Source organism: Novosphingobium sp. (genome assembly GCF_041915465.1).
Taxonomy (GTDB): Bacteria; Pseudomonadota; Alphaproteobacteria; order Sphingomonadales; family Sphingomonadaceae; genus Novosphingobium.
On the sequence record NZ_JAYSBK010000045.1, the window covers coordinates 1 to 25,574 of the forward strand.

The window sequence follows — 25,574 nt, forward strand, 5'->3', positions numbered from 1 at the left end:
ACCACCAGCAGCTTCGTGTTCGAACTGACCGGCACGCCCGACAAGATCGACCGCTTCGTTTCGCTGATGCGCGAACTGGGCCTGGTCGAAGTGGGCCGCACCGGCGTGGTCGGCATGATGCGCGGCGCTGCCGCCGCCTGAGAATTCAACCGAATACCAACATATGTCCGGCCCCGGCCGGGCCACACTGCAAGAGAACGGGACTGACATGAAGGTTTATTACGACGCCGATTGCGACCTCAACCTGGTCACGGGCAAGAAGATCGCCGTGCTCGGCTATGGCAGCCAGGGCCACGCCCACGCGCAGAACCTGCGTGACAGCGGCGTGAAGGAAGTGGCCATCGCGCTGCGTCCCGGCTCGGCCAGCGCCAAGAAGGCCGAAGCCGCCGGCTTCAAGGTCATGTCGAACCAGGACGCCGCCAAGTGGGCCGACATCCTGATGATCCTCGCGCCCGACGAACATCAGGCCGCGATCTATGCCGATGACCTCCACGCCAACATGAAGCCCGGCGCGGCGCTGGCCTTTGCCCACGGCCTCAACATCCACTTCGGCCTGATCGAGGCGCGCGCCGACATCGACGTGATCATGATCGCGCCGAAGGGTCCGGGCCACACCGTGCGCAGCGAATACCAGCGTGGCGGCGGCGTGCCCTGCCTCGTCGCTGTCCACCAGGACGTCACCGGCAATGCCCATGACGTGGCGCTGGCCTATGCCTCGGGCGTTGGCGGCGGCCGTTCGGGCATCATCGAAACCAACTTCCGCGAAGAATGCGAAACCGACCTGTTCGGTGAGCAGGCCGTGCTGTGCGGCGGCGCGACCCACCTGGTTCAGGCCGGATTCGAAACCCTGGTCGAAGCCGGCTATGCCCCGGAAATGGCCTATTTCGAATGCCTGCACGAACTGAAGCTGATCGTCGACCTGATGTATGAAGGCGGCATCGCCAACATGCGCTACTCGATCTCGAACACGGCCGAATATGGTGACATCACCACCGGTCCGCGCATCATCACCGACGAAACGAAGAAGGAAATGAAGCGCGTTCTGGAAGACATCCAGTCGGGCCGCTTCGTGAAGAACTTCGTGCTCGACAACCGCGCCGGCCAGCCGGAACTCAAGGCCGCCCGCGGCCTCGCCAAGCGTCACCCGATCGAGGAAACCGGTGCCAAGCTGCGCGCGATGATGCCCTGGATCGGCGCGAACAAGCTGGTTGACCAGACCAAGAACTGATCGACGCCAGCCGGTTTAGCGAAGAGGCCCGGGGCTTAGCTCCGGGCCTTTTTCGTTGCCAGGAACAACCCGAGGAACCCGGCGGCCACGAGCAGGCTCATCCAGAACTGGCTGGCCAGATCCGGCGTCAGCGCCATGAAGCCGATCACCGCCAGCATCCCGGCGACGGCGAACAGCGTGCCAAAGGGGTGAAACCACATCTTGAGCTGCAACTCCCGCCCTTCGCGCGCGAACTTCGCGCGCAGCCGCAGCTGGGCGGCGGCGACCATCAGGTAGAGCAGCAGCATGGTGACGCCCGAGGAATTGAGCAGGAAGCTGAACACCGTGTCTGGCGAAAGCCGCTCTGCCGCGAGCGCGCCATAGGAGAACAGGCTGGCGATCAGGATCGCGCGCACCGGCACCTGCCGCTTGTTCACCGCCACCAGCCACTGCGGCGCATCGCCGTGGCTGGCGAGGTGGAACAGCGTGCGCGAAGTGACGTACAGCCCGGAATTGAGGCACGAAAGCACCGCGACCAGCACGACGAGGTTCATGATCGTCTCGCCCCCCGGCACGTGCATCGCCGCCAGCGTCGCGGCGAAGGGCGAATAGCCCGGCTGGATCTCCTGCCACGGCACCACCGCCACGATCATCAACAGCGAGAGGATGTAGAACACCACGATCCGCACCGTAACCGACAGCGAAAGCCGCGCCACGGCCTTGGCTGGTTCGGCGCTTTCGGCCGCGGCAATGGTCGAAATTTCGGCTCCGCACAGCGCGAAGATCGTCGAGGCGACCGCCGCCAGCACTCCGCCCCAACCGGCAGGCGCAAAACCGCCGTGGGCCGTGAGGTTGCCGAAGGTCTGGCCGGTCGGGCTGGTGAAACCCAGCGCCCACGATCCTGCGACAAGGATGAAGGCAACGATCGCCACCACCTTGGTCAGCGAAAACCAGAACTCGAACTCGCCGTAAGAGCGCGTGGACATCAGGTTCACGCCGGTGAGAAAGGCCATCAGCCCCACCCCGATCTGCCATGTCGGAATATCCGGCCACCAGTGGTTGAGGATCTTGGCCCCGGCAATGGCCTCGATCGCGACGACAACGACCCAGAAATACCAGTAGAGCCAGCCCGAGAGGTGCCCCGCCCAATGTCCGATCCCGGCGCGGGCGAAGTCTGGAAAGGCCTGCACGCCGATCAGCGCCGCCGCCATTTCCGAGATCATCCGCATCACCAGCATGATGATCAGGCCCGCGATGGCATATGAAACGACGGCCGCCGGACCGACCAGGCTGATCGTGGTCGATGAACCGACGAACAGCCCCGCCCCAATGATCCCGCCGATCGCGATCATCGAGATGTGGCGGCTCTCAAGGCTCTTGCCCAATGCGGGCTTGCCATAGGCGCCGACCGCGATGTCTTCGGCCGGGATCTGGTCGTTCATGCCGGTCTCCTCAGCGCATCAGGGCGAAGGCGGTGCGCAGTTCGCGCACGAAGGCTTCGGGCTGCTCCCAGGCGGCGAAGTGGCCGCCCTTGTCCATGTCGCCCCAGTGGACCAGATTCTTGAAATTGCGCTCGGCCCACTTGCGCGGGGTCGGCAGGATTTCCTTGGGGAAGGCGCTGACGGCAACCGGCAGTTCGATGTCGTGCGGCGCAAAGCTGCCGAAGCTCTCCCAATAGAGCCGCGCCGAGGAGGCGCCGGTGGCCGGGAGCCAGTACATCATCAGGTTATCGAGGATCTGGTCGCGGCTCAGCGCATCGAAGGGCGAACCGCCGTTATCGGTCCACGCCCACATCTTCTCGAAGATCCAGCCCGCCAGGCCAACCGGCGAATCCACCAGGCCGTAACCCACCGTCTGCGGACGGGTGCGCTGCTGGGTGGAATAGCCCGAATCCCAGTCCTGATAGAATTTCAGCGCGCCCAGCGCCTTGAGTTCGGCAGGCGACGGGTTTTCCAGATCTTCCGGCAAGGGCCGCCCGATCGGCATGTTGAGGTGGATGCCCGCGCAGCCTTCCACCTTCTGCACACCGATCGCGGTGGTCACCGCGCTGCCCCAGTCGCCGCCCTGCGCGACCCAGCGGTCATAGCCCAGGCGCTTCATCAGTTCGCCCCAGGTGCGGCCGATCTTTTCGACGCCCCAGCCGGTCGTGGTCGGCTTGCCGGAAAAGCCGAAGCCCGGCAGCGAAGGCAGCACCAGATCGAAGGCCTGGGCCTGGTCTTCAGGGTTGGTCAGCCCCTCGATCACGCCCATGAACTCGATCACCGAGCCCGGCCAACCGTGGGTCATGATGAGCGGCATGGCCCCGGTGTGGGGCGAACGGATGTGGAGGAATTGGATTTCCAGCCCGTCGATCACGGTCTTGAACTGGCCCAGCGCGTTAAGCCGCCCTTCGCAGCGCCGCCAGTCATAGCCGCGCCGCCAGTAGCCGATGAGATCCTGCAAGGCCTCGAGCGGCGTGCCTTGCGACCAGTCCGCCACGGTTTCCTTTTCCGGCCAGCGGGCAAGGTCGATGCGGGTGTGAAGATCGTCAAGCTGGGCTTGCGGAATGGCGAGGGTAAAGGGGCGAATCTCTTGCATCATGGCAACCTAGCGGATGAATCCACGGGGGGAAGCCCGTCTTCGGCAATGCACCGCTGATCGCATCCCGCTTCGCTCCCTCTGCCCCGCGGGTATACTTAATTTCGGTTAAACGCGCCTCAGCAGGCGGCATTAACCAGCGAGGCAACAATGCCTCTCGCACGGGTCAACAACAGAGAAAAAAAGCCATGTCCAAGCGATCCCTCTTTGCGATTCCCTTTGCCCTTCTGCTCTCCACCACGGCGATGGCGGAATCGAATTCCAACACGACGCGCGACACGAGCGATGCCGCCGCCATTGCCGCACCGGCCGATGCGACCGAGATCGAACTCGCCACGGGCGCCGACTATTCGGCCGGGCATTATGGCGAACTGGTGGATTCGACCGTGTGGAGCATTCCGCTCGATCTCAAGATCCGCTCGGGCCGGTTTCGCGCCCAGGCAACCCTGCCCTACGTTTTCATGACCGGGCCGGGCCAACTCGTCGGCGGCGTGATTGTCTCCAACCCGGGCAGCACCACCACGACTTCGCGTTCGGGGATTGGCGATGTGAGTCTTTCGGCGGCCTACCTGCTCACCAATGAGCGCGGCGCTCTGCCCGCGATCGAGCTTGGCGGCAGCGTAAAGCTCCCCACCGCCAAGACCACCATCGGCACCGGCGAGACTGACTTTTCGATCACGGCCAGCGCCTACAAGACGCTTGCGCCGGGGGTCATGCTGTTCGGATCGCTGGGCTATTCCTGGCTCGGCAGCCCGGCCCAGTATCAACTCGAAAATGGCATCACGGCTTCGGGCGGCCTGAATTACGGCCCTGCCCCGAACCAGAACTACGGCGTCAGCTTCGCTTACCGCGAACCCGTTGCATCCGGTCTCAAGGGGTAGGCCGTAGTCTCACCCTACCTGACCTATCGCTTTGACCGGCGCTTTGGCCTGACCCTCTACGGGATGGCCGGCCTTAACGATGCCAGCCCCCGGATCGGCGCGGGCATCCGGATCAGTGTGTTCCAATAGCCGAGAAACCGGGGGAGTTCGGGGGCAAAACCGACAAGTCACCTGACTTTGGGAGAAACGACAATGCCTAAGCTTCACCTTCCGCTTGCCCTGACCGCGATCGCTCTGACGGCGGCCTCGGCGGCCATCGCCGCTCCGCCAGCCGGCGTCCCGGTTGGCCCGCCGGCCGGGATTCCGCACGGCCCGCCGGCCGGAATTCCCCATGGTCCGCCGGCGAGCATCCCGGCCGGACCGCCCGCCGGCGTGCCCCACGGGCCGCCCGCAAGCGTTCCGCATGGTCCGCCGGCCACCGCCTCCAGCCATGCGCCTGCTGGCGCTGCCGCCGCGCACGCCGCAGCCACCCCGGAGGGGAGTCATGCCCCGTCCGACCCATCGCTGCAGCGAGGCGCATCCTATCTGGGCAAGCTCAACGCCGCCCATGCCAGTGACAAGGCGCTCAGCAAGGCCTCGCCGAATTCGGTCGTCGGCGCCCTTGGGATCTACAAGGCATCGGTCTCGGCGGCGAATGCCGACATTGCGACCTATTCCGGCGCGGTTGCGAACGACCAGACCGTGGTTGCAAATGCCGAGGCCGCGGTAACCACGGCGCAGGCCAATCTCGATACGGCGAACGGCGCGAACCCGGTCGATCCGGCCGCCGTGGACGCAGCCAAGACCGCGCTTGCCGCAGCCCAGTCCGACCTGCTGACCGCGCAAAACCAGCTTGCGCAGGATCAGGCCAGCCTGGCAGCCGCCCAGCAGGCCCTGGCCGGAGCGCAGACCACGCTGGCCAGTTCGACCGGCACGACGCTCACGCCCGAGGTGGTGAGCAAGCTCAATTCCATGCTCGGAATTTGACCCAAAGCATCGGGCACCGCCGCAACCGGTGGCGCCCGAACGCGCTCCCGCCGCTCAGGCCAGCGCGGCTTTGGACGCGGCTTCTACGCGCGAACGGTCGGCCAGCATCATTGTGGTCGAAGCCTTGGCCAGCACATTGCCCGCCGCGTCCTTGAGATGGCCTTCATAGAACGCGGTCTTGCGCCCGGCGCGCTCGGCCCAGCCTTCGGCGATCACCAGGCCAGGGCGGACCGGGGCAAAGAAGCTGACCTTCAGTTCCAGCGTCATCGGCGTCACGTCATGTCCGTGCCGCGCAATCGCGGCGTGAGCCATCGCCGCGTCGATCCAGCCGGTGACGAAACCGCCCTGCACCACCCCGCCCGAATGGCACAGGTGCGTCCCCGCCATGTATTCCAGCGTGGCGCGCCCTTCGGGGTTCATCTCGACGATCCGGACAAGGCCCATGGTCTCGTACAGCGTGTCGTTGGTGTTCTCGCTCATGGTTACACCAGCGCCGAATAGATCAGGGTCTTGAGCTCGCGCCGGATCGGGTAGGTGCTCGACGGCGACATCTGGGTCATGAAGACCATCGCGATCTCTTCCACCGGATCGACAAAGAACGCGGTCGAAAACAGCCCGCCCCAGTAGAATTCACCGACCGATCCCGGGATCATGGTGCGCGCAACGTCGATGTTGACCGCAAAGCCCAGGCCAAAGCCAACCCCGGCATTGGTCGCCTCGCTGAACATCGAGCGCGACATCGAGGCAAGGTCCGATCCGCCCGGCAGGTGGTTCAGCGTCATCAATTGCAGCGTCTTGCGGCTGACGATCCGCTCGCCATTCAGCTCCCCGCCGTTCAGCAGCATGGCGCAGAAGCGATGATAGTCGAGCGCGGTCGAGACGAGCCCGCCCCCGCCCGAAACCTGCTTGGGCATCCGGCTCCATGCGCTTTCCGCGCCCTTGTCGTACATCACCCGGCCCTTGCCCGGCACGAAGGTATAGCAATCGGTCAGGCGGTGGATCTTGTCCTCGGGCACGGCGAAGAAGGTATCGACCATGCCCAGCGGCTCAAAGATGAGGGTGCGGAAGAAATCGGGCAGCGCCATGCCGGAAACGCGCTGGATTACCGCGCCCAGCACATCGGTCGACACGGAGTAATTCCACGCCTCGCCCGGCGAGAATTCCAGCGGCAGCTTGCCTAGCGCGGCAATCAAGCCATCAAGGTCAAGGTTGCCGTGCCAGTTCTCCAGCTTGCCCTCGCGGTGGGCGGCGTCGATGTTGCTGCGGTTCTGGAAGCCATAGGTCAGGCCCGAGGTGTGGCGCAGCAGGTCGACCATCTGCATCGGCCGTTCGCACCGCTTGGTCAGGAACGGCACGCCCCCGCCCCCGCCGTTGTAGACGCAGAGGTCCTTGAATTCGGGCAGGACGTGGTGAACCGGCGTATCGAGCGCAACTTTCCCTTCTTCCAGCAGCATCATGAAAGCGATCGAAGTGATCGGTTTGGTCATCGAGGCGATGCGGAACAGCGAGGCCTCATCGATCGGTGCGCCGCCTTCGCGCGCAGGCCCCTGCGAGGAGAAGTGCGCGATCTCGCCCCGGTCGGAGAGCAGCAGCTGCGCATTCGCGAACTTGCCGGTGTCGAGATACTGTTCCTTGATGAAGGCGTCGATCCGCGCCAGCCGCTCTGGGTCAAATCGTCCGGATGCCCGCGCAAGATCACTCATGTGGCTATGTCCCACCCCTGATTCAGTTTCGCTTTCGCACCTTTATCGCCGCACCCATGCAACAGGGCAAGCACGCATCGGGACTGCTAACAACTTGACGAGCGGGTCAAGCCCAGCCACCCCGCTGATTGCAGATGGGGGGAACGCATTTGACGCATCAGGCAAAGGGCGGAGCACGGGTGCTGGTCTTCCTGCTGGCGCTGGCCATCTTCATCCACGCGCTCGACCGCGGCAACTTTCCCACCGCCGCGCCGCTGATCAATGACAGTCTGGCGCTCGACAACACCCACATGGGCTGGCTGCTGTCCGCCTTTTTCCTGACCTACGTGCCGGGACACGTTCTGGCGGGCTGGCTGGTGGAACGGCTCAATGCCTATCGCACCCTCTCGCTGGGCCTTGCGGCGTGGTCGCTGGCCACATTGCTGATGGGCTTGGCCGGCAGTTTCGGCGCGATGCTGGCGCTGCGGCTGCTGCTTGGCATCGGCGAAAGCGCAGGTTTTCCCGCAGCCTCCAAGTTGCTGGCCCAAACCTTGCCGCACGAAAAACTGGGCACGGCCAACGGCCTGATCGGTGCGGGCCTGATGCTGGGCAACGGCATCGGCGTGCTGCTGGGCGGCATGCTGATTGCGCGCTTCGGCTGGCACATGCTGTTCTTCGTGTTCGGCGGGCTCTCCCTGCTCTGGCTGGTGCCGTGGCTGACGCTGATTTCGGGGCCAAAGGACCAAGGTGCCGCTGCCGCGACCGTGGATCATGCCGCACCAAGTTACCGCGAGATGCTGAGCCGCCGCGAAACCTGGGGCGCGATGCTGGGGATGTTCACGTCGAACTATCCCTACTTCATCGTCCTGTCCTGGCTGCCGCTCTACCTCGTCAAGCAGCAGGGCTATTCGCTGACCACGATGGCCTGGCTGGGCGGCACGGTGTACCTGCTCGGCGCCTTGGTGAACCTGATAGGCGGGCCCTATATCGACCGGTTGATCGCGAACGGCGGCGATGCTGCCAAGCTGCGCAAGCGTGTGATCCTTGCTTCGTCCAGCATCGCGGTGGCGTGCATGGGGGCCTGCGCGACAGGCAAACCGGCATTCGCCGTGGCCGGGTTGCTGGGCTATTCGCTGTCGATCGGGCTTGGCCCCATCGGTACCTTTACCGCCGGACAGACGCTGGGCGGGCCACGCGCGGCGGGCAAGTGGATCGGCCTGCAAAACGGTGCGGGCGGGCTTTCCGGCGTGATCGGCCCCGCGCTGACGGGCGTGCTGATCGATGCGACGGGGGATTACCGTGTGGCCTTCCTGTTTGCCACCCTGATCGCGGCATCCGGGCTTTATTTCTGGGGCGTGATGATTCCCAAGGTCGAACCGCTGGAATGGTCGCCCGCAAAGCCGCGTTAAGGGTTTAGCCCCCTTTACAAGGCCGTCGCCAATCCCCATAGGCAAGGCCATGACTCTCCGGCTCGGCCTTACCCTGCGACTTATCCGCCCTTGGGCGTGAGCTGGCGTGCCTCGCGGGTGCGCTAGCGGCACCCAAGGGAGACCCCGCCGCAATACCCGTCGCACTGCCAATTCCGAGATACCAAGATGACCATGCTGAAGAACCCCGGGGTCAAGTATCGCCCCTTCCCGCAGATCAACCTGCCCAATCGCCAGTGGCCCAGCCGCGTGATCGAAAAGGCGCCGCGCTGGCTTTCCACCGACCTGCGCGATGGCAACCAGGCGCTGATCGACCCGATGGGTGCCGAAAAGAAGAGCCGCTTCTTCGACCTGCTGGTGAAGGTCGGCCTCAAGGAAATCGAAGTCGGTTTCCCGAGCGCGGGCGCAACCGAATTCGACTTCATCCGCGGGCTGGTCGATAGCGGCCGCATCCCGGATGACGTGCTGGTGCAGGTTCTCACCCAATCGCGCGAAGACCTGATCAAGACCTCGTTCGAAAGCCTCGCGGGCGCGAAGCAGGCGATCGTCCATGTCTACAACGCCGTCTCGCCGCTGTGGCGCCAGGTGGTGTTCGGCATGGAAAAGCCCGAGATCAAGGAAATCGCCCGGCACGGCGCGATGTACCTGCGCGATCAGGCCGCCCGTTTCCCGCAGACGGACTGGCACTTCGAATACAGCCCCGAAACCTTCTCCACCGCCGAAGTCGATTTCAGCATCGAATGCTGCGAAGCGGTGATGGAAGTGCTGCAGCCGACGGTCGATCATCCGATCATCCTCAACCTGCCCGCGACGGTCGAATGCGCGACGCCCAACGTCTATGCCGACCAGATCGAGTATTTCTGCCGCAACCTGCCGAACCGCGAAGCGGCGGTGATCTCGCTCCACACGCACAACGACCGGGGCACCGGCGTTGCGGCGGCGGAACTGGGCCTGATGGCGGGAGCGGACCGCGTCGAGGGCTGCCTGTTCGGTAATGGCGAACGCACCGGTAACTGCTGCCTCGTCACCGTCGCGCTCAATATGTACACGCAGGGCGTCAATCCCGAGCTGGACTTCTCGAACATCGACGAAGTGATCCAGACGGTCGAATACTGCAACCAGCTGAAAGTGCCGGAACGCCACCCCTATGGCGGCGAACTGGTGTTCACCGCCTTTTCCGGCAGCCACCAGGACGCGATCAAGAAGGGCTTTGCCGCACAGGAAAGCCGCAACGACGAGCTCTGGGCGGTCCCCTATCTGCCGATTGACCCGGCCGACCTTGGCCGCAGCTACGAAGCGGTGATCCGCGTCAACTCGCAGTCCGGCAAGGGCGGGTTCGCCTGGGTGATCGAACAGGACCAGGGCCTCAAGCTGCCCAAGAAGATGCAGGCGCACTTCTCGAAGCACGTGCAGGAACTGGCTGATGAACTGGGCCGCGAACTGGTGGCGGAAGACATCTGGGCTGTGTTCCAGCGCGTCTATCACCTCAACACGCCGCAGCATTTCCAGTTGGTCGACTATGACGAGACCAAGGGGCCGGACGGCACCCGGATCTTCGCCGGCAAGATCGAACTGGAAGGCAAGGAGCAGTCGGTTTCCGGACGCGGCAACGGCCTCATTTCCTCGGTCGTCACCACGCTGGGTGATGCCTTTGGTGTGAAGCTTGAAGTGCGCGACTATGCCGAGCACGCCATGGGCGCGGGTTCGGATGCGCGCGCGGCAGCCTACGTCGAATGCGTCACCCCTGAAGGCAAGACCATCTGGGGCGTCGGCATCGATGAAGACATCGCCACGGCCAGTGTCCGCGCCGTGCTGAGCGCAGCCAACGCCGCCAGCGCCAAGTAAGGATCAAGCGCCCCGCCCGGAACCAGGAGGGGCGCTTTTCCTTTATCAATCCGGGATCAGCACCATTTTCAGCGCCCCGGCCTCGCGCGCCTCGAACAGGCGGTAGGCCTCGGCCCCTTCGCTCAGCGGCAGGCGGTGGCTGACATACTTTTCAGGCTTGAGGCGGCCCGACTGGACCAGCGGGAACAGCGCGGGCAGTTCTTCTGGCACCGAGCAGGTGCCGGTGCGGAAGGTGAGGCCTGCCGCGAAAGCGCGCTCCAGCGGGAAGGCGAAGCGCCGCGATTGCTGCACGCCGATTACCGAAACCGTGCCGCGCGGACGCACCAGCCGTAGCGCGAAATCGACCGTGGCGTCGGCGCCGACCACTTCGACCGCGCAGTCGAGCTTGCGGCCCTTGGTGTCCTGCTTGATCCGCTCCATCGCCTCGTCCGGGTGCAGCGCGATTGCGCCAGCAGCCTCGGCCAGCGCCCGGCGTTCGGGGATCGGATCGATCGCATAGACCACGTGCGCGCCCATCACGAAGGCGCTGTCGACCGCCATCAGCCCGATTGGCCCCAGCCCGATTACGGCAACGCTCGATCCCGGGACGATGTCGGCATTGCGCGCGCCGTACCAGGCGGTGGCCAGCGCGTCGGTCATCATCAGCGCCTGTTCCATGCTGACGCCTTCGGGCACTTTCACGGCGTTGGCGTCAGCGGCGGGAACCCGCACGGCCTCGGCCTGCGAGCCTTGCAGCTTGGCGGAGAGGCCATAGCACGAGCCCATGCCGTATTCGCACAGGTTGACCACGCCGGCGAGACACGCGCGGCAGTTGCCGCAGCCCACCGCCGCCGGGATCATCACCTTGTCGCCCACTTTCAGCCGGTGAACGCCGCTGCCCACTTCCACCACTTCGCCCACGGCCTCATGCCCGACGCAGAAGCCGACATCCTCGGAAAAGCCGTGGCCGTGGTAGATGTGCAGGTCCGAGCCGCAGATCGAGCAAGCCTCGACCTTGACCACCGCATCGCGGACCGATTGCGGATCGGGATCGTCCATGCCTTCATAGCGGACGTCGCGCGCGCCGTAATATCGCAGGGCCTTCATGTCGTATCCTCTCTCAGATGCGCCGCTCGCGCCCTTCCCAGAAGGGTTCGCGCAGCTTGCGCTTGAAAATCTTGCCTGAATCCTCGCGCGGGAGGCTATCGGCAAAGTCGATCCGGCGCGGCACCTTGTAGCTGGTGAGCACCTTGCGCAGTTCTGCCTTGAGCCCATCGGCAGTCAGTGCCGCACCCGGCATCGGCTGGACCACGGCCATCACGCTTTCGCCGAATTCCTCGTCGGGAATTCCGAATACCGCACAGTCCGCCACGCCGGGCAGCTTGTGCAGTTCCGCCTCAATCTCGGCGGGATAGATATTCGCCCCGCCCGAGATCACCATGTCGTTGATCCGGTCGCACAGGTAGAGGAATCCGTCGGTGTCGAAATAGCCCATGTCGCCTGGCGTCACGAGGCCGTACTTCTCCATCGAGGCCCGCTTTTCGGGCGAGTTCTGATAGGTGAAATCGGTGCCGTGGCGGCCCTTGCCGATTACTTCGCCAACGGTGCCGGGCGGCACGTCATTGCCATCCGGATCGACCACGCGCAGCGTGACCCCCGGCATGACCTTGCCGACCGATCCGGGGTGCGCCAGCCACTCCTCTGAGGACAGGCAGGTGACGTTGCCCATCTCGGTCGAGCCGTAATATTCCCAGATCACCGGCCCCCACCATTCGATCATCGCGCGCTTGACCGGCGGCGGGCACGGGGCGGCGGCGTGGGTGACGAACTGGAGGCTGGAAAGATCGTACTTGCACTTTACCGCTTCGGGCAGGCGCAGCAGGCGGTTGAACATGATCGGCACCATGTTGAGGTGCGTGATCCTTTCCTTCTCGATCAGCGCGAGCAGTTCCTCCGCATCGAAGCGCGGGGCAATCACCACGTTCGCGCCGACCCGGATCGAGAAGGCCGAATGGGCATTGGGCGCGGAGTGATAGACCGGGCCGATCACCGCCGTGGTGATGGTGCCTGGATCGCGCTTGCCCGCCAGCACATCGGCATAGCCATAGGACCAGCCGAGCATGAAGCTGACCGACTCGTTCTGCTCTTCGGTAAAGGCCGCGCGCTTCACCCCCTTGGGGCGGCCGGTGGTGCCGGAGGTATAGATGATCGAGCTGGGCGCGATCCCCGCTTCCCCTTCCCACGGCGCGGCGGCATCGACCAGTTCGCGCCAAATCGGCAGACCGGCGGGCGGCGGCGCATTGGGCAGACCATAGGCTTCGCGGATTTCCTCGCCGGTCTCGACGATCACCACCGGCAGTCCGGTGGGGATCGCAGACTTGATCGGCTCGTAAAGGTCAGCGTGGATCAGCAGCAACTTCACCCCGCTGTCGGTGAGGAGGTAGTTCGCCTCATCCGGGGTGTAATGCCAGTTGACCGGCACGGGATAGATCCCGAGCATCCCCGCCCCGAACACAGCCTCGAAATAGGCGATGTCGTTACGCAGGTAGAGCGCGATGCCATCGCCCTTGCTGACACCGAAATCGGTGATCACGGTCGCCGCGCGGCGGGCGCGGGCATCGAATTCCTCTGCAGTGTACGTGCGGTTGCCGCTCTTGATCCAGCCCATGCCGATCCCCTCCCTCAACTTAGCGTTCGTTCATCTCCACGTATTCCTTGATCTTCTGCTTGCCGAGCTGGCTCATGTGGACTTCTTCGGGTCCATCGGTGAGCCGGACGTAGCGGTTCAGCGTGAAGAACGAGGCGATCGGCGTGTCGCCGCTGACGCCCATGCCGCCGTGGACTTGGATCGCGCGGTCGCAGACGGTCTGCGCCATGGTCGGCGCAACGACCTTGATCGCGGCGATCAGGTCCTTGGCCACCTTGTTGCCATAGCGGTCCATCGCGTCGGCGGCCTTCAGGGTCAGCAGGCGGGCCATTTCGACCTCGCAGAAGCTGCGGGCGACGTCCTGGCGGATGCTCGACTGGTCCGATAGCTTCTTGCCAAAGGCAACGCGGCTGTCGGCGCGGCGGGCCATGATTTCCAGCGCGCGCTGGGCCTGCCCGATCGAGCGCATGCAGTGGTGGATGCGGCCCGGCCCGAGGCGGCCCTGCGCGATCTCGAACCCGCGGCCTTCGCCGAGGAGCAGGTTTTCCTTGGGCACGCGCACGTTTTCAAAGCGGATTTCGCATTCGCCGCCCGGCGAATTGTGCCCGCCGAACACCGACAGGTGGCGCACGATGGTGATCCCCGGGGTGTTGGGCTCAACCAGAATCTGCGAGTGCTGCGCGTGGCGCGGGGCGTTGAAATCGGTCTTGCCCATCACGATCCAGATGTCGCAGCGCGGGTGCATCGCGTTCGAAATCCACCACTTGCGCCCATTGAGCACATATTCGTCGCCATCGGGGGTGATCGACAGCTCAAGGTTGGTCGCATCCGACGAGGCAACCTGCGGCTCGGTCATCACATAGGCCGAACGGATTTCGCCTTCGAGCAGCGGCTTGAGCCACTTTTCCTGCTGCTGCTTGTTCCCGAACTTGGCCAGCACCTCCATGTTGCCGGTATCGGGGGCGGAACAGTTGAACACCTGGCTCGACCACGGCACGCGGCCGAACAGTTCGGCCAGCGGAGCGTATTCGAGGTTGGTCAGGCCGGGCGAGAATTCGCCGTATTCATGCGGCAGGAACAGGTTCCACAGCCCCTGCGCCTTGGCCTTGGCCTTGAGCCCTTCCATCCCGGGCCATTCCTGCCACAGGTTGTTCTGATCGTGGACGAAGTCGTAATACGACTGCTCGTTGGGATAGATATGCTCGTCCATGAAGGCCTGGATCCGCGCCAGCAGATCCTTCACCTTGTCGGTGTGTTCGAAGTTCATGTGATCGGTCCTTTCAAAGCGACAGCCCGCCGTCGACGATCAGGGTGTGACCGGTGACGTAGGAGGCGAGCGGAGATGCGAGGAAGATGGCGGCGCCCGCCATGTCGGCAGGCAGGCCCATGCGGCGCTGCGGAATATTGGCAAGCGCGCCGGCCAGCCGGTCCGGGTTCTGGGTGGTGACCTTGGTCAGCTTGGTATCGACCAGGCCCGGCGCGAGGCCGTTGACGCGGATGCCTTCCGGCGCCCAGGCCTGGCCGAGCGTCTTGGTCAGGCTGATCGCCCCAGCTTTCGATGCGGCATAGGCCGGGTTGCCGATGTTCGCCTTGAGGCCCGAGATCGAGCTGACGACAATCACGCTGCTCTGCGTTTCGAGCAGCTGCGGTTTGAATTTCCGGGCGATGTGCATCAGGCTGTCGAGGTTGACAGCCATCACGTGATCCCAGCCAGCGCGTTCGAATTCGCCGCGCTTGTAGACCACGGTGCCCTGGCACATCACAAGCACGTCAAGGCTGGCAAATGGCAACGGGGCGGCTTCAATCGCGTCGGGATTGCCGACATCAACGCAGGTATAGCCAAGCCCCGCAAGGTCCGAGCCGTCCGCCGGATCATAGTCCGAGGCATTGGCGCGCGTGCCCCAGACGTGGACGTCCGCGCCGCGTTCCTTGAAGCCGTGGGCGATGCCGTTGCCGATCCCGCTGGACCCGCCGACGACCAGCACCTTCTTGCCGGTAAAATCAGTATCGTTTGCCAAGTGCGTTTCTCCGCCAGATTAGCCGATGCGCCGCAGCGCGCGTTCGAACAGGTAAAGGGTGTGGGCGTGGAGCCGATCACCGGTCTCCTTCGGGGCCTTGCCCGCGCAGGCGCGGGCGTGGGTGCCTTCCAGAATGATACCGAGCTTGTAGCAGGCCAGCACCGCGAACCAGTCGAAATGGGCAAGGTCGCGTCCGGTCTGCGCGCCGTAATGCGCGACGAGTTCGGCCGGGGTGGCAAAGCCGTCCCACGGGGTGATCGCGACGTCGGTTTCGTGCGGACGCTCGCCTTCGGGCCAGGTAGCGACCAGCCAGCCCAGATCGAGCAGCGGATCGCCCAGCGTGCACAGTTCCCAATCGACCACGGCGGCGAGTTCCCCGCTGTCACGCCGGAACAGCACGTTGCCGAAGTGGAAATCGCCGTGGATGATCCCGCCCTGACAGACAGGCGGACGGTGCGCATCGAGCCAGCGCGCCACCTTGTCGACGCCGGGGATCGAGGCCGGGCCGGTCCAGCCGGGCATATCGGCATAGCTGGCCAGCTGCGCGGCCCAGCGCCCGACCTGGCGCTCCAGCCAGTTGTCGAGCTTGCCGAAATCACCAAGGCCCACCGCATTATAATCGACCTTGCTCAGCGCGGCGATGGCATCGACCATGGCAAAGCCCATGCGGCGACGCATGGCGGCATCGCTGGCGTGCGGCTGCGACAGGCCCTGCGTGGCATTGAACCCGTCAATCGGCTCCATCAGGTAGAATGCCGCCCCGATCACATCCTCGTCCGGGCAGGCGGCAATGAGGCCGGGGTGCGGCACGGCGGTTCCGGCAAGCGCGGCCAAGGCCCGCGCCTCGCGCCGCATGGTTTCGTTCGAATTGGCGCCCAGCACCGGCGGGGGACGGCGCAGGATATAGGCGCGCCCCGAACGGCTGAAGCGCAGCAGGATGTTCTGCGTGCCGCCGGACAGGCGCTCCACGCCTTCCAGCGGGCCCGAACCCAGGCCCCTTCCATCCATCCACGCGGTCAGCGCGGCAAGGTCGACTCCAACGTCCACCGCCACTTCCTCTCCATTTCTTATCCATTTGGATAATGCAATTGACGTAAGTGAGAGTCAAACTAAGAATCGCAGCATGACCGAACCCGCCCTCCACGTCCGCTCCGATGCGGCCGAACACCTGAAGGCGGTTGCGCTCAAGCTGTTCGCCGAGCGCGGGATCGACGGCGTTACCGTGCGCCAGATCGCCGAGGCGGCGGGGCAGAAGAATCACGCGGCGGTCGGTTATCACTTCGGCTCCAAGGAAGACCTGGTGCGCGAACTGATCGTCGATGGGGCGCGGCTGATCGATTACCAGCGCAACCGCTGGCTTGACGCAGCCGAGGCGAACGGCGGCCCGCAGACGGTGCTGGAAGCAGTCGAGGGACTGGTGCGCACCTCGCTCAATCCCGATCCGCCCGAATGGGGCGAATGTTACAACCGCTTCGTGGTGATGCTGGGCCTGACCCACCGCGCGCTGCTCATGGACGCGCTCGAGGGGCGCTGGAACTCGGGCTACCTGCGCTGCTTCGAACACATTCGGCGCCTGATGCCCGGCCTGCCGCGCAAGCTGGTCAACCAGCGGCTGCTATTCATGGGCGCGGCGCTGGGCGGGATCCTGGCGGGTCGCGAGAGCGAACTGGCCGACCGTTCGCGCCCGCACCCGATGTGGAGTTCGGATTCGACCCTGCACGAAATCTCGCGCTCGCTCGCGGCGATGATTGAAATCCCCGAAGAATGAAGTCCATAAGCTGAACCAAAGGCCGATAACGGCACGAGAGAGGAGCCACGCATGACCGAAGCAATCCTGGAACCCGATCTGCCGATCATCGATCCGCATCACCACCTGTGGGACCTGCGCCCGCTACTGAACGTGCTGCCCGATCCTGACCACCACTTCATCGCTGCGATTGCGCGCTCGCCGTACTACACCTTCAACGAACTCTACGCCGATGCCACCTGCGGACACAACGTGATCGGCACAGTGTTCATGGAATGCGGCGCGTTCTACCGCCAGGGCGCGGGCGATGACATGAAGGTTCTGGGCGAGACAGAGTACGTCAACGGCGTCGCCGCGCAGAGCGCCAGCGGCCTCTATGGCGACATCCGCCTGTGCGATGCGATCATCGGCCATGTCGATCTGCAACTCGGCGATGGCGCGCGTAAGGTGCTCGAAGCGCAAATGGCGGTCACGAACCGCTTCAAGGGCATTCGCCACACCGCGCCGTGGGATGCGGACCCGACCGTGCTGGGCTCGCCCTTCCACGCGCCGCGCGGGCTCTACCGCGACGCGACCTTCCGTCAGGGCTTCCGCCACCTTGGCGAACTGGGGCTGACCTTCGACGCATGGCTGCTCGAGCCGCAGCTTGAAGACGTGCTCGACCTTGCCCGCGCCTTCCCCGACCAGCCGATCTGCCTCGATCACTGCGGCACGCCGCTGGGCATGGGCAAGTATCACGGCAAGCTGCACGAACGCTTCGACGTGTGGCGCAAGAACATCCAGGAAATCGCCAAGTGCCCGAACGTGGTGGTGAAGCTGGGCGGTCTGGCCATGTCGTTTGCCGGGATGCCCGATCACGGGCCGGAAGCGGGGCTTTCCTCCGAAACGCTGGCGGCGATGTGGCGGCCCTATATCGAAACCTGCATCGAGGCCTTCGGGCCGGAACGCGGGATGTTCGAAAGCAACTATCCGGTCGACAAGTGGGGCGCTAGCTACGCCGTGCTGTGGAACGCCTTCAAGCACCTGACCGTGGGCGCCTCGGCCGACGAAAAGCGCGCGCTCTATGCCGGAACCGCCGCGAAGTTCTATGGCATGGAACACCTGCTCGCCTGAGGAAACCCACATGGCCGCCATCCATCTGCCCCGCGCGATCCGCATTGGCGGGGGCGTGCTGAACGAACTGCCCGAGGCCCTCGCGCAGTTCGGTCTGTCACGCCCCGCGATCGTGACCGACAGCTGGATGGCGGGCAGCGGCGTGCTCGAACGGGTGAGCGACATCCTCGTGAAAGCCGGGATGGCCCCGCGCGCCTTCACCGGGGTGGTCCCCGACCCCACGGTGGATTCGGTCGAAGCCGCCACCGCCTTCGTGCGCGAGGGCGATCACGACTGCGTCATCGGCCTTGGCGGGGGCAGCCCGATCGACACGGCGAAGATCGTGGCGGTAAAGGCGCTGCGCGATCTTCCCGTTCCCACGCTCAAGGCCCCGCATCAGGAAGACGCCCCTGCCCTGCCCATCGTCGCGATCCCGACCACGGCGGGCACCGGATCGGAGGCAACCCGCGTCACCGTCATTACCGATGCCGCAACCGACGAGAAGATGCTGTGCATGGGGCTGGCCTACCTCCCCACCCTCGCCATCGTCGATTACGAGCTGACCCTGACCAAGCCCGCACGGCTGACCGCCGACACCGGGATCGATTCGCTTGTCCACGCGATCGAAGCCTATGTCTCGAAGCGCGCCAATCCATTCTCGGATTCGATGGCGCTGTCCTCGATGCGGCTGATCTGGCCGAACCTGCCGCGCGCCTGCGCCGATCCGGGCGACCGGGCCGCACGCGAGGCCCTGATGCTGGGGGCCTTGCAGGGCGGGATCGCCTTTTCGAACAGCTCGGTCGCGCTGGTCCACGGGATGAGCCGGCCCATCGGGGCGCATTTTCACGTCAGTCATGGCCTCTCCAACGCCATGCTGATGCCGGTCGTAACGCAATGGTCCGCACCCTCCGCGCTGGCCCGCTACGCCGCTTGCAGCCGCGCGATGGGGATCGCAGACGATAGCGCGGGCGATCAATCGGCCGTCGGCGCACTGGTCGAGGCCCTGCACAAGGTCAACGCAGACCTCGCCGTCCCCTCGCCCGCTGCTTACGGGATCGACAAGGCGCGCTGGGACGATCTCTTGCCGGTCATGGCCGAGCAGGCGATTGCCTCCGGATCACCCGGCAACAACCCGCGCGTGCCCGGCGCGGATGAAATAATTGCACTCTATCGCCAGGCTTGGGCCTGAACAGCTTTCCGTTCACATTGGAGAAAGCCGGACAGGCATAGCTGCGCCGCGACGGGGGTCTGCGCCAGGAGCGCCATTGCATGACATCGCCAGTATTCTTCGACAGTACCGGTAACCGCCGCCGCCTGGTTGGGCGGATAGCCGCGTTTGTGTTGCTGGCAATCTTCCTCGCCGCGGCGGTATTCGCGGCAACGCTCGTCAACGTTCCGACCGATGCGCCGCTCGACTTCATCCACGAGCGCGAACAGGCGATGCCGTTCCTGACCAAGGTCGCGCACCTGCGCCACCGCTTGCCGCGCCTTCGTGCGTCTGCGTCCAAGGGCGCGCCGCTGCGCATCGGCTTTCACGTGCCATGGGATCCCGAAAGCGCGGCGTCGCTGCGTCGGCATTACAACGATCTCGACGCGGTGATTGCGGCCGATGCGCAGGTCTTGCCGGCAACCGGGACGATCCAACTGACGCCCGACCCCGCACTGGTCGCGCTTAGGCGGTCCCAATTGCATCGCCCCGATATGCATCTGATGGTCCAGAACCTGACCAACGAGCGCTGGGATGGCCAAGGCATGGCCCGGCTGCTGGCCAACCCCGGTCGATCGGACGCCTTTGCCACCAACGTCATCGCGGCCGCGCAGCAAGGCAAGTGGACCGGGGTGGTCTTCGACATCGAAAACATGCCAGACAGCGCCCTGCCCGCATACCTGCGCTTCCTCGAACGCGCGCACCCGCGCTTTACCAAGGCTGGCCTGCGGCTTTCGCTGACCGTTCCGGCGGGTGAGCCGAGCTGGAACGAAGCCGCCTTTGCCCGGGCCGTCGATAGCCTGATCCTGATGGATTACGACCAGCACTGGCAGGGCGGCCAGCCGGGGCCGATCGCCGCAAACGACTGGTTCAGCGCCGAGCTCGCCCGCGCCGAAGCGCAAGTTCCCGCCACCAAGCTGATCGTCGCCGTGGGCAGCTATGGCTACGATTGGCACGACGGCAAGGCCGACGCCCTGACCATCAACGAAGCCTGGCTGGCCGCGCGCGACAGCTCGACCACGCCCACCTTCGACCCGGCCAGCGGCAATTCCGGCTTCGCCTATGACGACACCGACAATGCCGGGAGCCATCGGCACACCGTGTGGATGATGGATGCGGCGACCAGCTGGAACCAGGTTGCCCAGCTGGGCGGCGTGCACGGCATCGCCTTGTGGCGGCTCGGCAGCGAAGATCCCGGCTTTTGGGAAGTGATCGACGCCAGCCGCCACAAGCGCACCCCCCGGCTGGAGACGATCCCGCCCGCGCAGGGTGCCGACGTCGAAGGCCGGGGCGAAATTCTGCGCATCGCGTCCGAGCCGACCGGCGGCAGCCGCAACCTTACGTTTTCGCGCGACGGCAGCATCATCGACACCCGGTACAAGGTCCTGCCCGTACCCTATGTGATCCAGCGCGGCGGGGCGACCAATCCGAGGCAGCTTGCCCTGACCTTCGACGACGGCCCCGATCCCGAATACACGCCGCGTATCCTCGACGTTCTCGAAGCCAAGCACGCCCCCGCGACCTTCTTCGTGATCGGCGAGAACGGGCTGGAACATCCCGAACTGCTGCGCCGGATTGCCGCCGATGGCGACGAGATCGGCAACCACAGCTACACCCATCCAAATCTGGCCGAAGAATCGAGGCTCGGCACCGAACTCGAACTCAACGCCACACAGCGGCTTGTCGAAGCCTATACCGGCCGCTCGACCAGGCTGTTCCGCGCGCCCTATTTCGGTGACGCCGAACCGACCACGGCGGATGAGCTCAACCCGGCGCTGATTGCCCAGCAGCGCGGCTATACCATTGTCGGCCTGCACGTGGATCCGGGCGACTGGCGCAGGCCCGGCGTGGACGCAATCGTTTCGCGCACGCTCGATCAGGTCCATGCCGCAAGCGCCGATCGCAGCGCCAACATCGTCCTGCTGCACGATGGCGGCGGCAATCGGGACCAGACGGTTGCGGCCTTGCCGATCCTGATCGACCGGCTGCGCTCCGAAGGGTACCAGCTCGTGCCCGTCTCGCAGCTCGCCGGCCTTAGCCGCGATGCCGTGATGCCCCCCGTCGCCAATGGCGACAAGCTGGCGGTGCGCGCGGACATCGGCGTGTTCCTGGTGATGGCGTCGCTTGGCTATGCACTGCGCTGGCTGTTCTTCTTCGCCATCGCACTGGGGATCGCGCGCGCCGTGCTGATGACCACCTTGGCGGTGCTCCACCGCAAGGGCCGCGCGCCTGACGCCGCCCCCGGCTGGCAACCGACCGTGTCGGTCATCATTCCGGCCTATAATGAGGAAATGGTGATCGCCGCCTCGATCGCGCGCGTGCTCGAGAGCGACTATCCAGGGCTTGAACTGATCGTCGCCGACGATGGATCGAAGGATCGCACCAGCGCGGTGGTTGCCGAGCGGTTCGGGAATGATCCAAGAGTCACTTTGCTGACCCTGGTCAATGGCGGCAAGGCCAGCGCGCTCAACCGCTCGTTGCTGCGCGCCAAGGGGGAAATCGTCATTGCGCTCGATGCCGACACCCAGTTCCTGCCCGATACGATTTCCAAGCTGGTGCGCTGGTTCGCCAATCCCAGGATCGGGGCGGTCGCCGGCAATGCACGCGTCGGCAACCGCATCAACCTCGTCACGCGCTGGCAAGCCATCGAATATGTGACTGCCCAGAACGTGGAGCGCCGCGCGCTCGACGCGCTGGGTGCAATCACCGTGGTCCCGGGCGCGGTCGGGGCATGGCGGCGCAGCGCGCTCGATGCGGTCGGCGGCTACCCGGAAGACACGCTGGCCGAAGACCAGGACCTGACCATCGCTATCCAGCGCCAGGGTTGGCGGGTCGCGTATGACGTCGAGGCGATCGCCCTGACTGAAGCGCCAGAAAGCTTCAAGGCGCTGTCCAAGCAGCGCTATCGCTGGTCGTTCGGGACGCTCCAATGCCTGTGGAAGCACCGCGCGGTGCTGCGCGAAGGGCAGCCGCGCGGACTGGCCTGGTTCGGGATGCCGCAGGCCTGGCTGTTCCAGATCTTGTTCGCCGCGATTTCTCCGCTGATCGACCTGGCACTGGTGATCTCGATCGTCGGGACGATCATGCGGGTCCATCAGCATGGCTGGGACCAGACGCAGAGCGACGTCTTGCGCATGGGCGTTTACTGGACCGCCTTTGTCACGGTCGACCTGCTAGCGGGCTGGATCGCCTATCGCCTCGAACCGACCCGCCAGCGCTTTCCCTCCGGGCTGATGCTGCTGCAGCGCTTCTTCTATCGCCAGCTGATGTATTCGGTTGTGATTCGTTCGATCGCGGCAGCTGCGCGCGGCAAGTTCGTCGGCTGGGGCAAGCTCGAACGCACCGGAACCGTAGCGGTAGACGCCGGATAAGCACCCGGTTCGGTTCAGAGCCTCTCGACACGGCGAATTCGGTCTCATAGGAAAACCGAAACGCCGTCTCGAGAGGACTTCCGACCTATGCCGCTTCCCGCCCCGTTCGATCGTCTGCGCCTGCCCGTCATCGCCTCGCCGCTGTTCATCATTTCCGGGCCGGACTTGGTCATCGCGCAGTGCAAGGCCGGGATCATCGGCAGCTTCCCGGCGCTCAACGCCCGCCCCTCTGGCGTACTCGACGAATGGCTGCACCGCATCACTGAAGAACTGGCCGCCCACAACCGCGACAATCCGGACCGGCCGGCGGCGCCCTTTGCGGTCAACCAGATCGTCCACAAGTCGAACAACCGCCTTGATGAGGACATGGAAGTCTGCGCCAAGTGGCAGGTGCCGATGGTGATTACCTCGCTCGGCGCGCGCGAAGACGTGAACCAGGCCGTCCACCAATGGGGCGGCATCGTGATGCACGACGTGATCAACGACCGCTTTGCCCGCAAGGCCGTGGAAAAGGGCGCCGACGGCCTGATCCCGGTTGCCGCCGGTGCGGGCGGCCATGCCGGCGTGCTTTCGCCTTTCGCCTTGATGCAGGAAATCCGCGAGTGGTTCGACGGCCTTGTCGCGCTTTCGGGCTCGATCGCCTGCGGCCGCTCGGTACTGGCCGCCCAGGCCATGGGCGCGGACTTCGGCTACATCGGTTCGGCCTGGATCGCCACCAAGGAAGCCAACGCCGTGCAGGGCTACAAGGATGCGATCGTCGCCGGCCGCGCCGAAGATATCGTCTATTCGAACCTCTTCACCGGGGTTCACGGCAATTACCTGCGCCCCTCGATCGTCGCGGCGGGCCTCGATCCCGACAACCTGCCCGAAAGCGATCCCAGCGCGATGAACTTCGGCTCGGGCGGCAACACCGAGGCCAAGGCCTGGAAGGACATCTGGGGTTCTGGCCAGGGCATCGGCGCGGTCAAGGCGGTCGAAACCGTGGCTGAGCGGGTGGACCGGCTTGAGGCCGAATACAACCAGGCCCGAACCGAACTCGCCGCCAAGGCGCGGATGGCATTGGCTTGAGCCAGAGCGGCTAGCGCTCGGCCGGCTCCGTAGCCGGCCAGAGCATCGCCACCATCGCATCCAGCTCGGCAAAGTCGTAGCCCGTGCCCAGCGGGTCGCGGCGGTTGAGCCGCAGGCGGCGCTGCTGGTCAAGCAGCCGCCGCCGCAGCGCCCGTTGCAGCAGATCGAGCCGTTCCAGCGCATCGGTCAAGGCCACTTCTGGCACACGCAGGCGCCGGCTTGCCCAGCCGGACTCGATCTGACCGAAGCGCTCGATCACCATTTCGTTATAGGTCCGGTGCGGCCCACGATGCAGCGGCAGGCCCATCCGCACCGCCGCACTGTCATTCGCCGGCAGCAACAACCCGTTGCGACGAAAATCCTCAAACGAAAGGCGATCGCGCCCGAGTGCCCGCAGGAACGGGCCAAAACAGGCACGCCCCAGGATCTGGCGCGGCAGCAGGTGGTGGCGCTGCAAACCCGGGTCATAGCCGGGCTCTCCGCGCTGGTTGACCGCGCGAAACGACAGCCGGCTGCGCTGGGGTGCAAGCAGGCCAAGACTGGCACGGGTCAGATCAGCCACGGCGCGCTGCTCCACCCATTCACGTTCAGCGATCCACGCGGACGCTGAGCATGGCGCCATCGGGACGCGGCTCCGCCACCAGCCGTTCGCCGCCCGGCCCGGTCAAGACCGCCGCCTCCCGCAATGGCCCACTAACCACCAGTTCGTTGATCAGCCGAACCGCGATTCGCGCGATCGCGGCGGGTTCAAGCGCATGGCCGGGCTCAAACCGCAGCTCTTGCCCGATGAAATAGCTTAGCCCGAGCGAGACCATAGCGCCGTCACCGCCGCGATGCAGCGTGGTCAGCCCGAGCGCCGGAAACGGGCCGCCAGCCAGCCAGTCACTGGCGATGTTGCGGAAATAGCCCGGCGCCATCCAGCTTCGCGCGGGTCGCCAGCTCACCGCCATGAGATCCGGGAGCTGGGAAAGCCGCGCACCTAGGCCGACCAGCGCCCGCACCACCGGCGGCAAGGCGCGACCTTCAGCCAGGTGCGGCCCCGGACGGAGTGAAATTGCCTGCCCCTGCGGCTTGATGTCGAGACCCAGCAGCGCGCCGGCAGGCGGCAGCTTTGCGGCTGCTGCGGGAGCCAGCCCGATACAGTCGAACGTCAGGCCCTGCGCCAGCAATTCGGCCCAGCCTTGCTCATCCTGGGGACGGTGGCTGATCGAGAAAGGGGCGCCGGGATCGGTCAGTCGCGAAAGGTCTTCAAGCGCGCCAACCGTAGGGCGCCGACCCTTCGCGAAAACGAGCGAAAGGACCGCCTCCCCGGCATAGGCAACGCTGTCCTCCGCGCTGACGATGATGTCCCCCCATTTCCCCGAATTAGCGTCCTATTCTCTGGCACCAATTCAAGCGGCTCGTCGAGTCCCCGCACGCAAACCTGCTCCGAAGTGGAAGAATATTCAGCTATGAGAGCTTAAAAAACTCCCAAGGCGAGGCCTTCGGCCATTCCCGCACCGAGTTCGGCACAGCGGGCAATATCGTCCGACATCAGGGACTTGGGGGCAAGAATTGCCTCGGGGCTCTGGGCGGCCAGATTGACTATCAGCGGCGGAGCAATTCGCTTCAGCCGCCAGCCGGTCACGATCCGGTCAAGCTGCGTCTGGGCGCCGCGTCCATCGGATCCGGCCGCAATCAGGCTGGCATAGGGCCGCCCCTCGACCCGGCTCAGCAGCGGGTAATAGCAGCGGTCGAACATCTCCTTCATCGCCCCGCTCATCGTGCCGAGATTTTCGGGACAGGCGAAAATATAGCCCGGGGCGGCCAGCAGATCGTCCGGAGTAGCCGTTTCGGCCGGAACCAGCCGCGACCGACCCT

General features: G+C 65.2%; 22 protein-coding genes and 1 pseudogene. 11 read left to right on the top strand and 12 right to left on the bottom strand.

Features of this window, described 5'->3' with window-relative positions; translation table 11 throughout:
- Nucleotides 1-141, top strand: a pseudogene (locus tag ACE3SN_RS09460) (acetolactate synthase small subunit); the annotation flags it as partial.
- Between the two features lie 67 nt (nt 142-208).
- Complete coding sequence (gene ilvC, locus ACE3SN_RS09465; protein ID WP_374529473.1) at nt 209-1,228, top strand: ketol-acid reductoisomerase; 1,020 nt, start codon at nt 209-211, stop codon at nt 1,226-1,228.
- A 35-nt stretch (nt 1,229-1,263) separates the two neighbouring features.
- Here ilvC and ACE3SN_RS09470 read toward each other — a convergent pair whose 3' ends face one another.
- On the bottom strand, nt 1,264-2,649 hold the full coding sequence (locus ACE3SN_RS09470; RefSeq protein ID WP_374529475.1) for an amino acid permease: 1,386 nt from the start codon (nt 2,647-2,649) through the stop codon (nt 1,264-1,266).
- Between the two features lie 10 nt (nt 2,650-2,659).
- Complete coding sequence (locus ACE3SN_RS09475; RefSeq protein ID WP_374529477.1) at nt 2,660-3,787, bottom strand: epoxide hydrolase family protein; 1,128 nt, start codon at nt 3,785-3,787, stop codon at nt 2,660-2,662.
- A gap of 185 nt (nt 3,788-3,972) precedes the next feature.
- Between ACE3SN_RS09475 and ACE3SN_RS09480 the strand changes: the two genes are divergently transcribed.
- Both ACE3SN_RS09480 and ACE3SN_RS09485 read left to right on the top strand, forming a co-directional pair.
- On the top strand, nt 3,973-4,665 hold the full coding sequence (locus ACE3SN_RS09480; protein WP_374529479.1) for a transporter: 693 nt from the start codon (nt 3,973-3,975) through the stop codon (nt 4,663-4,665).
- Nucleotides 4,666-4,857: 192 nt separating this feature from the next.
- The gene (locus ACE3SN_RS09485) at nt 4,858-5,631 is read left to right on the top strand and encodes a hypothetical protein (protein ID WP_374529481.1); all 774 of its coding nucleotides are present in this window, start codon (nt 4,858-4,860) and stop codon (nt 5,629-5,631) included.
- Between the two features lie 54 nt (nt 5,632-5,685).
- Here the strand turns inward: ACE3SN_RS09485 and ACE3SN_RS09490 are convergent, their stop codons facing one another.
- Complete coding sequence (locus tag ACE3SN_RS09490) at nt 5,686-6,111, bottom strand: PaaI family thioesterase (protein WP_374529483.1); 426 nt, start codon at nt 6,109-6,111, stop codon at nt 5,686-5,688.
- A 2-nt stretch (nt 6,112-6,113) separates the two neighbouring features.
- A complete protein-coding gene (locus tag ACE3SN_RS09495) occupies nt 6,114-7,334 on the bottom strand; it encodes a serine hydrolase domain-containing protein (protein WP_374529484.1) in 1,221 nt (406 codons plus the stop codon).
- A 149-nt stretch (nt 7,335-7,483) separates the two neighbouring features.
- Here ACE3SN_RS09495 and ACE3SN_RS09500 point away from each other — a divergent pair, with 149 nt between their 5' ends.
- Both ACE3SN_RS09500 and leuA read left to right on the top strand, forming a co-directional pair.
- Nucleotides 7,484-8,722, top strand: coding sequence for an MFS transporter (locus tag ACE3SN_RS09500; RefSeq protein ID WP_374529487.1), 1,239 nt, complete (start codon nt 7,484-7,486; stop codon nt 8,720-8,722).
- 186 nt (nt 8,723-8,908) lie between these two features.
- On the top strand, nt 8,909-10,585 hold the full coding sequence (gene leuA, locus ACE3SN_RS09505; RefSeq protein WP_374529489.1) for a 2-isopropylmalate synthase: 1,677 nt from the start codon (nt 8,909-8,911) through the stop codon (nt 10,583-10,585).
- Between the two features lie 45 nt (nt 10,586-10,630).
- On the opposite strand, the gene ACE3SN_RS09510 is transcribed toward leuA, so the two are convergent.
- Genes ACE3SN_RS09510 through ACE3SN_RS09530 form a run of 5 tightly spaced genes read right to left on the bottom strand, consistent with a single transcriptional unit; the run spans nt 10,631 to nt 16,282 of the window.
- On the bottom strand, nt 10,631-11,671 hold the full coding sequence (locus ACE3SN_RS09510) for an alcohol dehydrogenase family protein (protein ID WP_374529491.1): 1,041 nt from the start codon (nt 11,669-11,671) through the stop codon (nt 10,631-10,633).
- A 13-nt stretch (nt 11,672-11,684) separates the two neighbouring features.
- Complete coding sequence (locus tag ACE3SN_RS09515) at nt 11,685-13,232, bottom strand: acyl-CoA synthetase (protein ID WP_374529493.1); 1,548 nt, start codon at nt 13,230-13,232, stop codon at nt 11,685-11,687.
- A 19-nt stretch (nt 13,233-13,251) separates the two neighbouring features.
- Nucleotides 13,252-14,478 carry an acyl-CoA dehydrogenase family protein gene (locus tag ACE3SN_RS09520; RefSeq protein WP_374529495.1) on the bottom strand — a complete coding sequence of 409 codons (1,227 nt, stop codon included), beginning with the start codon at nt 14,476-14,478 and terminating at the stop codon, nt 13,252-13,254.
- A 13-nt stretch (nt 14,479-14,491) separates the two neighbouring features.
- On the bottom strand, nt 14,492-15,229 hold the full coding sequence (locus ACE3SN_RS09525; RefSeq protein ID WP_374529497.1) for an SDR family NAD(P)-dependent oxidoreductase: 738 nt from the start codon (nt 15,227-15,229) through the stop codon (nt 14,492-14,494).
- Nucleotides 15,230-15,247: 18 nt separating this feature from the next.
- Nucleotides 15,248-16,282 carry a phosphotransferase family protein gene (locus ACE3SN_RS09530; RefSeq protein ID WP_374529499.1) on the bottom strand — a complete coding sequence of 345 codons (1,035 nt, stop codon included), beginning with the start codon at nt 16,280-16,282 and terminating at the stop codon, nt 15,248-15,250.
- Between the two features lie 70 nt (nt 16,283-16,352).
- Here ACE3SN_RS09530 and ACE3SN_RS09535 point away from each other — a divergent pair, with 70 nt between their 5' ends.
- From ACE3SN_RS09535 to ACE3SN_RS09555, 5 genes are all read left to right on the top strand, one after another.
- Nucleotides 16,353-16,997, top strand: a complete 645-nt coding sequence (locus ACE3SN_RS09535) for a TetR/AcrR family transcriptional regulator (RefSeq protein ID WP_374529501.1) — start codon at nt 16,353-16,355, stop codon at nt 16,995-16,997.
- 51 nt (nt 16,998-17,048) lie between these two features.
- Entirely contained in the window at nt 17,049-18,089 is a 1,041-nt protein-coding gene (locus ACE3SN_RS09540; RefSeq protein WP_374529503.1) for an amidohydrolase, read from the top strand.
- A gap of 10 nt (nt 18,090-18,099) precedes the next feature.
- A complete protein-coding gene (locus ACE3SN_RS09545; RefSeq protein WP_374529504.1) occupies nt 18,100-19,257 on the top strand; it encodes an iron-containing alcohol dehydrogenase in 1,158 nt (385 codons plus the stop codon).
- Nucleotides 19,258-19,337: 80 nt separating this feature from the next.
- Nucleotides 19,338-22,646, top strand: a complete 3,309-nt coding sequence (locus tag ACE3SN_RS09550; RefSeq protein ID WP_374529506.1) for a glycosyltransferase — start codon at nt 19,338-19,340, stop codon at nt 22,644-22,646.
- An 87-nt stretch (nt 22,647-22,733) separates the two neighbouring features.
- Nucleotides 22,734-23,714, top strand: coding sequence for an NAD(P)H-dependent flavin oxidoreductase (locus tag ACE3SN_RS09555; RefSeq protein ID WP_374529508.1), 981 nt, complete (start codon nt 22,734-22,736; stop codon nt 23,712-23,714).
- Between the two features lie 10 nt (nt 23,715-23,724).
- Here ACE3SN_RS09555 and ACE3SN_RS09560 read toward each other — a convergent pair whose 3' ends face one another.
- The 3 genes from ACE3SN_RS09560 to ACE3SN_RS09570 form a co-directional block, all read right to left on the bottom strand.
- The gene (locus ACE3SN_RS09560) at nt 23,725-24,276 is read right to left on the bottom strand and encodes an AHH domain-containing protein (protein ID WP_374529510.1); all 552 of its coding nucleotides are present in this window, start codon (nt 24,274-24,276) and stop codon (nt 23,725-23,727) included.
- Nucleotides 24,277-24,301: 25 nt separating this feature from the next.
- Nucleotides 24,302-24,883 (bottom strand): hypothetical protein, encoded by a 582-nt coding sequence (locus ACE3SN_RS09565; RefSeq protein ID WP_374529512.1) that lies wholly within the window; start codon nt 24,881-24,883, stop codon nt 24,302-24,304.
- A 290-nt stretch (nt 24,884-25,173) separates the two neighbouring features.
- The coding region (locus ACE3SN_RS09570) for a flavodoxin family protein (protein ID WP_374529514.1) at nt 25,174-25,574 on the bottom strand (401 nt) is incomplete at its 5' end.

Bases quoted from the DNA above. Each gene is read 5' to 3' on its own strand.
- ilvC (WP_374529473.1), top strand. From the start codon at position 209: ATGAAGGTTTATTACGACGCCGATTGCGACCTCAACCTGGTCACGGGC.
- ACE3SN_RS09510 (WP_374529491.1), bottom strand. From the start codon at position 11,671: ATGAAGGCCCTGCGATATTACGGCGCGCGCGACGTCCGCTATGAAGGC.
- ACE3SN_RS09535 (WP_374529501.1), top strand. From the start codon at position 16,353: ATGACCGAACCCGCCCTCCACGTCCGCTCCGATGCGGCCGAACACCTG.
- leuA (WP_374529489.1), top strand. From the start codon at position 8,909: ATGACCATGCTGAAGAACCCCGGGGTCAAGTATCGCCCCTTCCCGCAG.
- ACE3SN_RS09540 (WP_374529503.1), top strand. From the start codon at position 17,049: ATGACCGAAGCAATCCTGGAACCCGATCTGCCGATCATCGATCCGCAT.
- ACE3SN_RS09550 (WP_374529506.1), top strand. From the start codon at position 19,338: ATGACATCGCCAGTATTCTTCGACAGTACCGGTAACCGCCGCCGCCTG.
- ACE3SN_RS09520 (WP_374529495.1), bottom strand. From the start codon at position 14,478: ATGAACTTCGAACACACCGACAAGGTGAAGGATCTGCTGGCGCGGATC.
- ACE3SN_RS09485 (WP_374529481.1), top strand. From the start codon at position 4,858: ATGCCTAAGCTTCACCTTCCGCTTGCCCTGACCGCGATCGCTCTGACG.
- ACE3SN_RS09495 (WP_374529484.1), bottom strand. From the start codon at position 7,334: ATGAGTGATCTTGCGCGGGCATCCGGACGATTTGACCCAGAGCGGCTG.
- ACE3SN_RS09545 (WP_374529504.1), top strand. From the start codon at position 18,100: ATGGCCGCCATCCATCTGCCCCGCGCGATCCGCATTGGCGGGGGCGTG.
- ACE3SN_RS09475 (WP_374529477.1), bottom strand. From the start codon at position 3,787: ATGATGCAAGAGATTCGCCCCTTTACCCTCGCCATTCCGCAAGCCCAG.
- ACE3SN_RS09480 (WP_374529479.1), top strand. From the start codon at position 3,973: ATGTCCAAGCGATCCCTCTTTGCGATTCCCTTTGCCCTTCTGCTCTCC.
- ACE3SN_RS09515 (WP_374529493.1), bottom strand. From the start codon at position 13,232: ATGGGCTGGATCAAGAGCGGCAACCGCACGTACACTGCAGAGGAATTC.
- ACE3SN_RS09470 (WP_374529475.1), bottom strand. From the start codon at position 2,649: ATGAACGACCAGATCCCGGCCGAAGACATCGCGGTCGGCGCCTATGGC.
- ACE3SN_RS09555 (WP_374529508.1), top strand. From the start codon at position 22,734: ATGCCGCTTCCCGCCCCGTTCGATCGTCTGCGCCTGCCCGTCATCGCC.
- ACE3SN_RS09490 (WP_374529483.1), bottom strand. From the start codon at position 6,111: ATGAGCGAGAACACCAACGACACGCTGTACGAGACCATGGGCCTTGTC.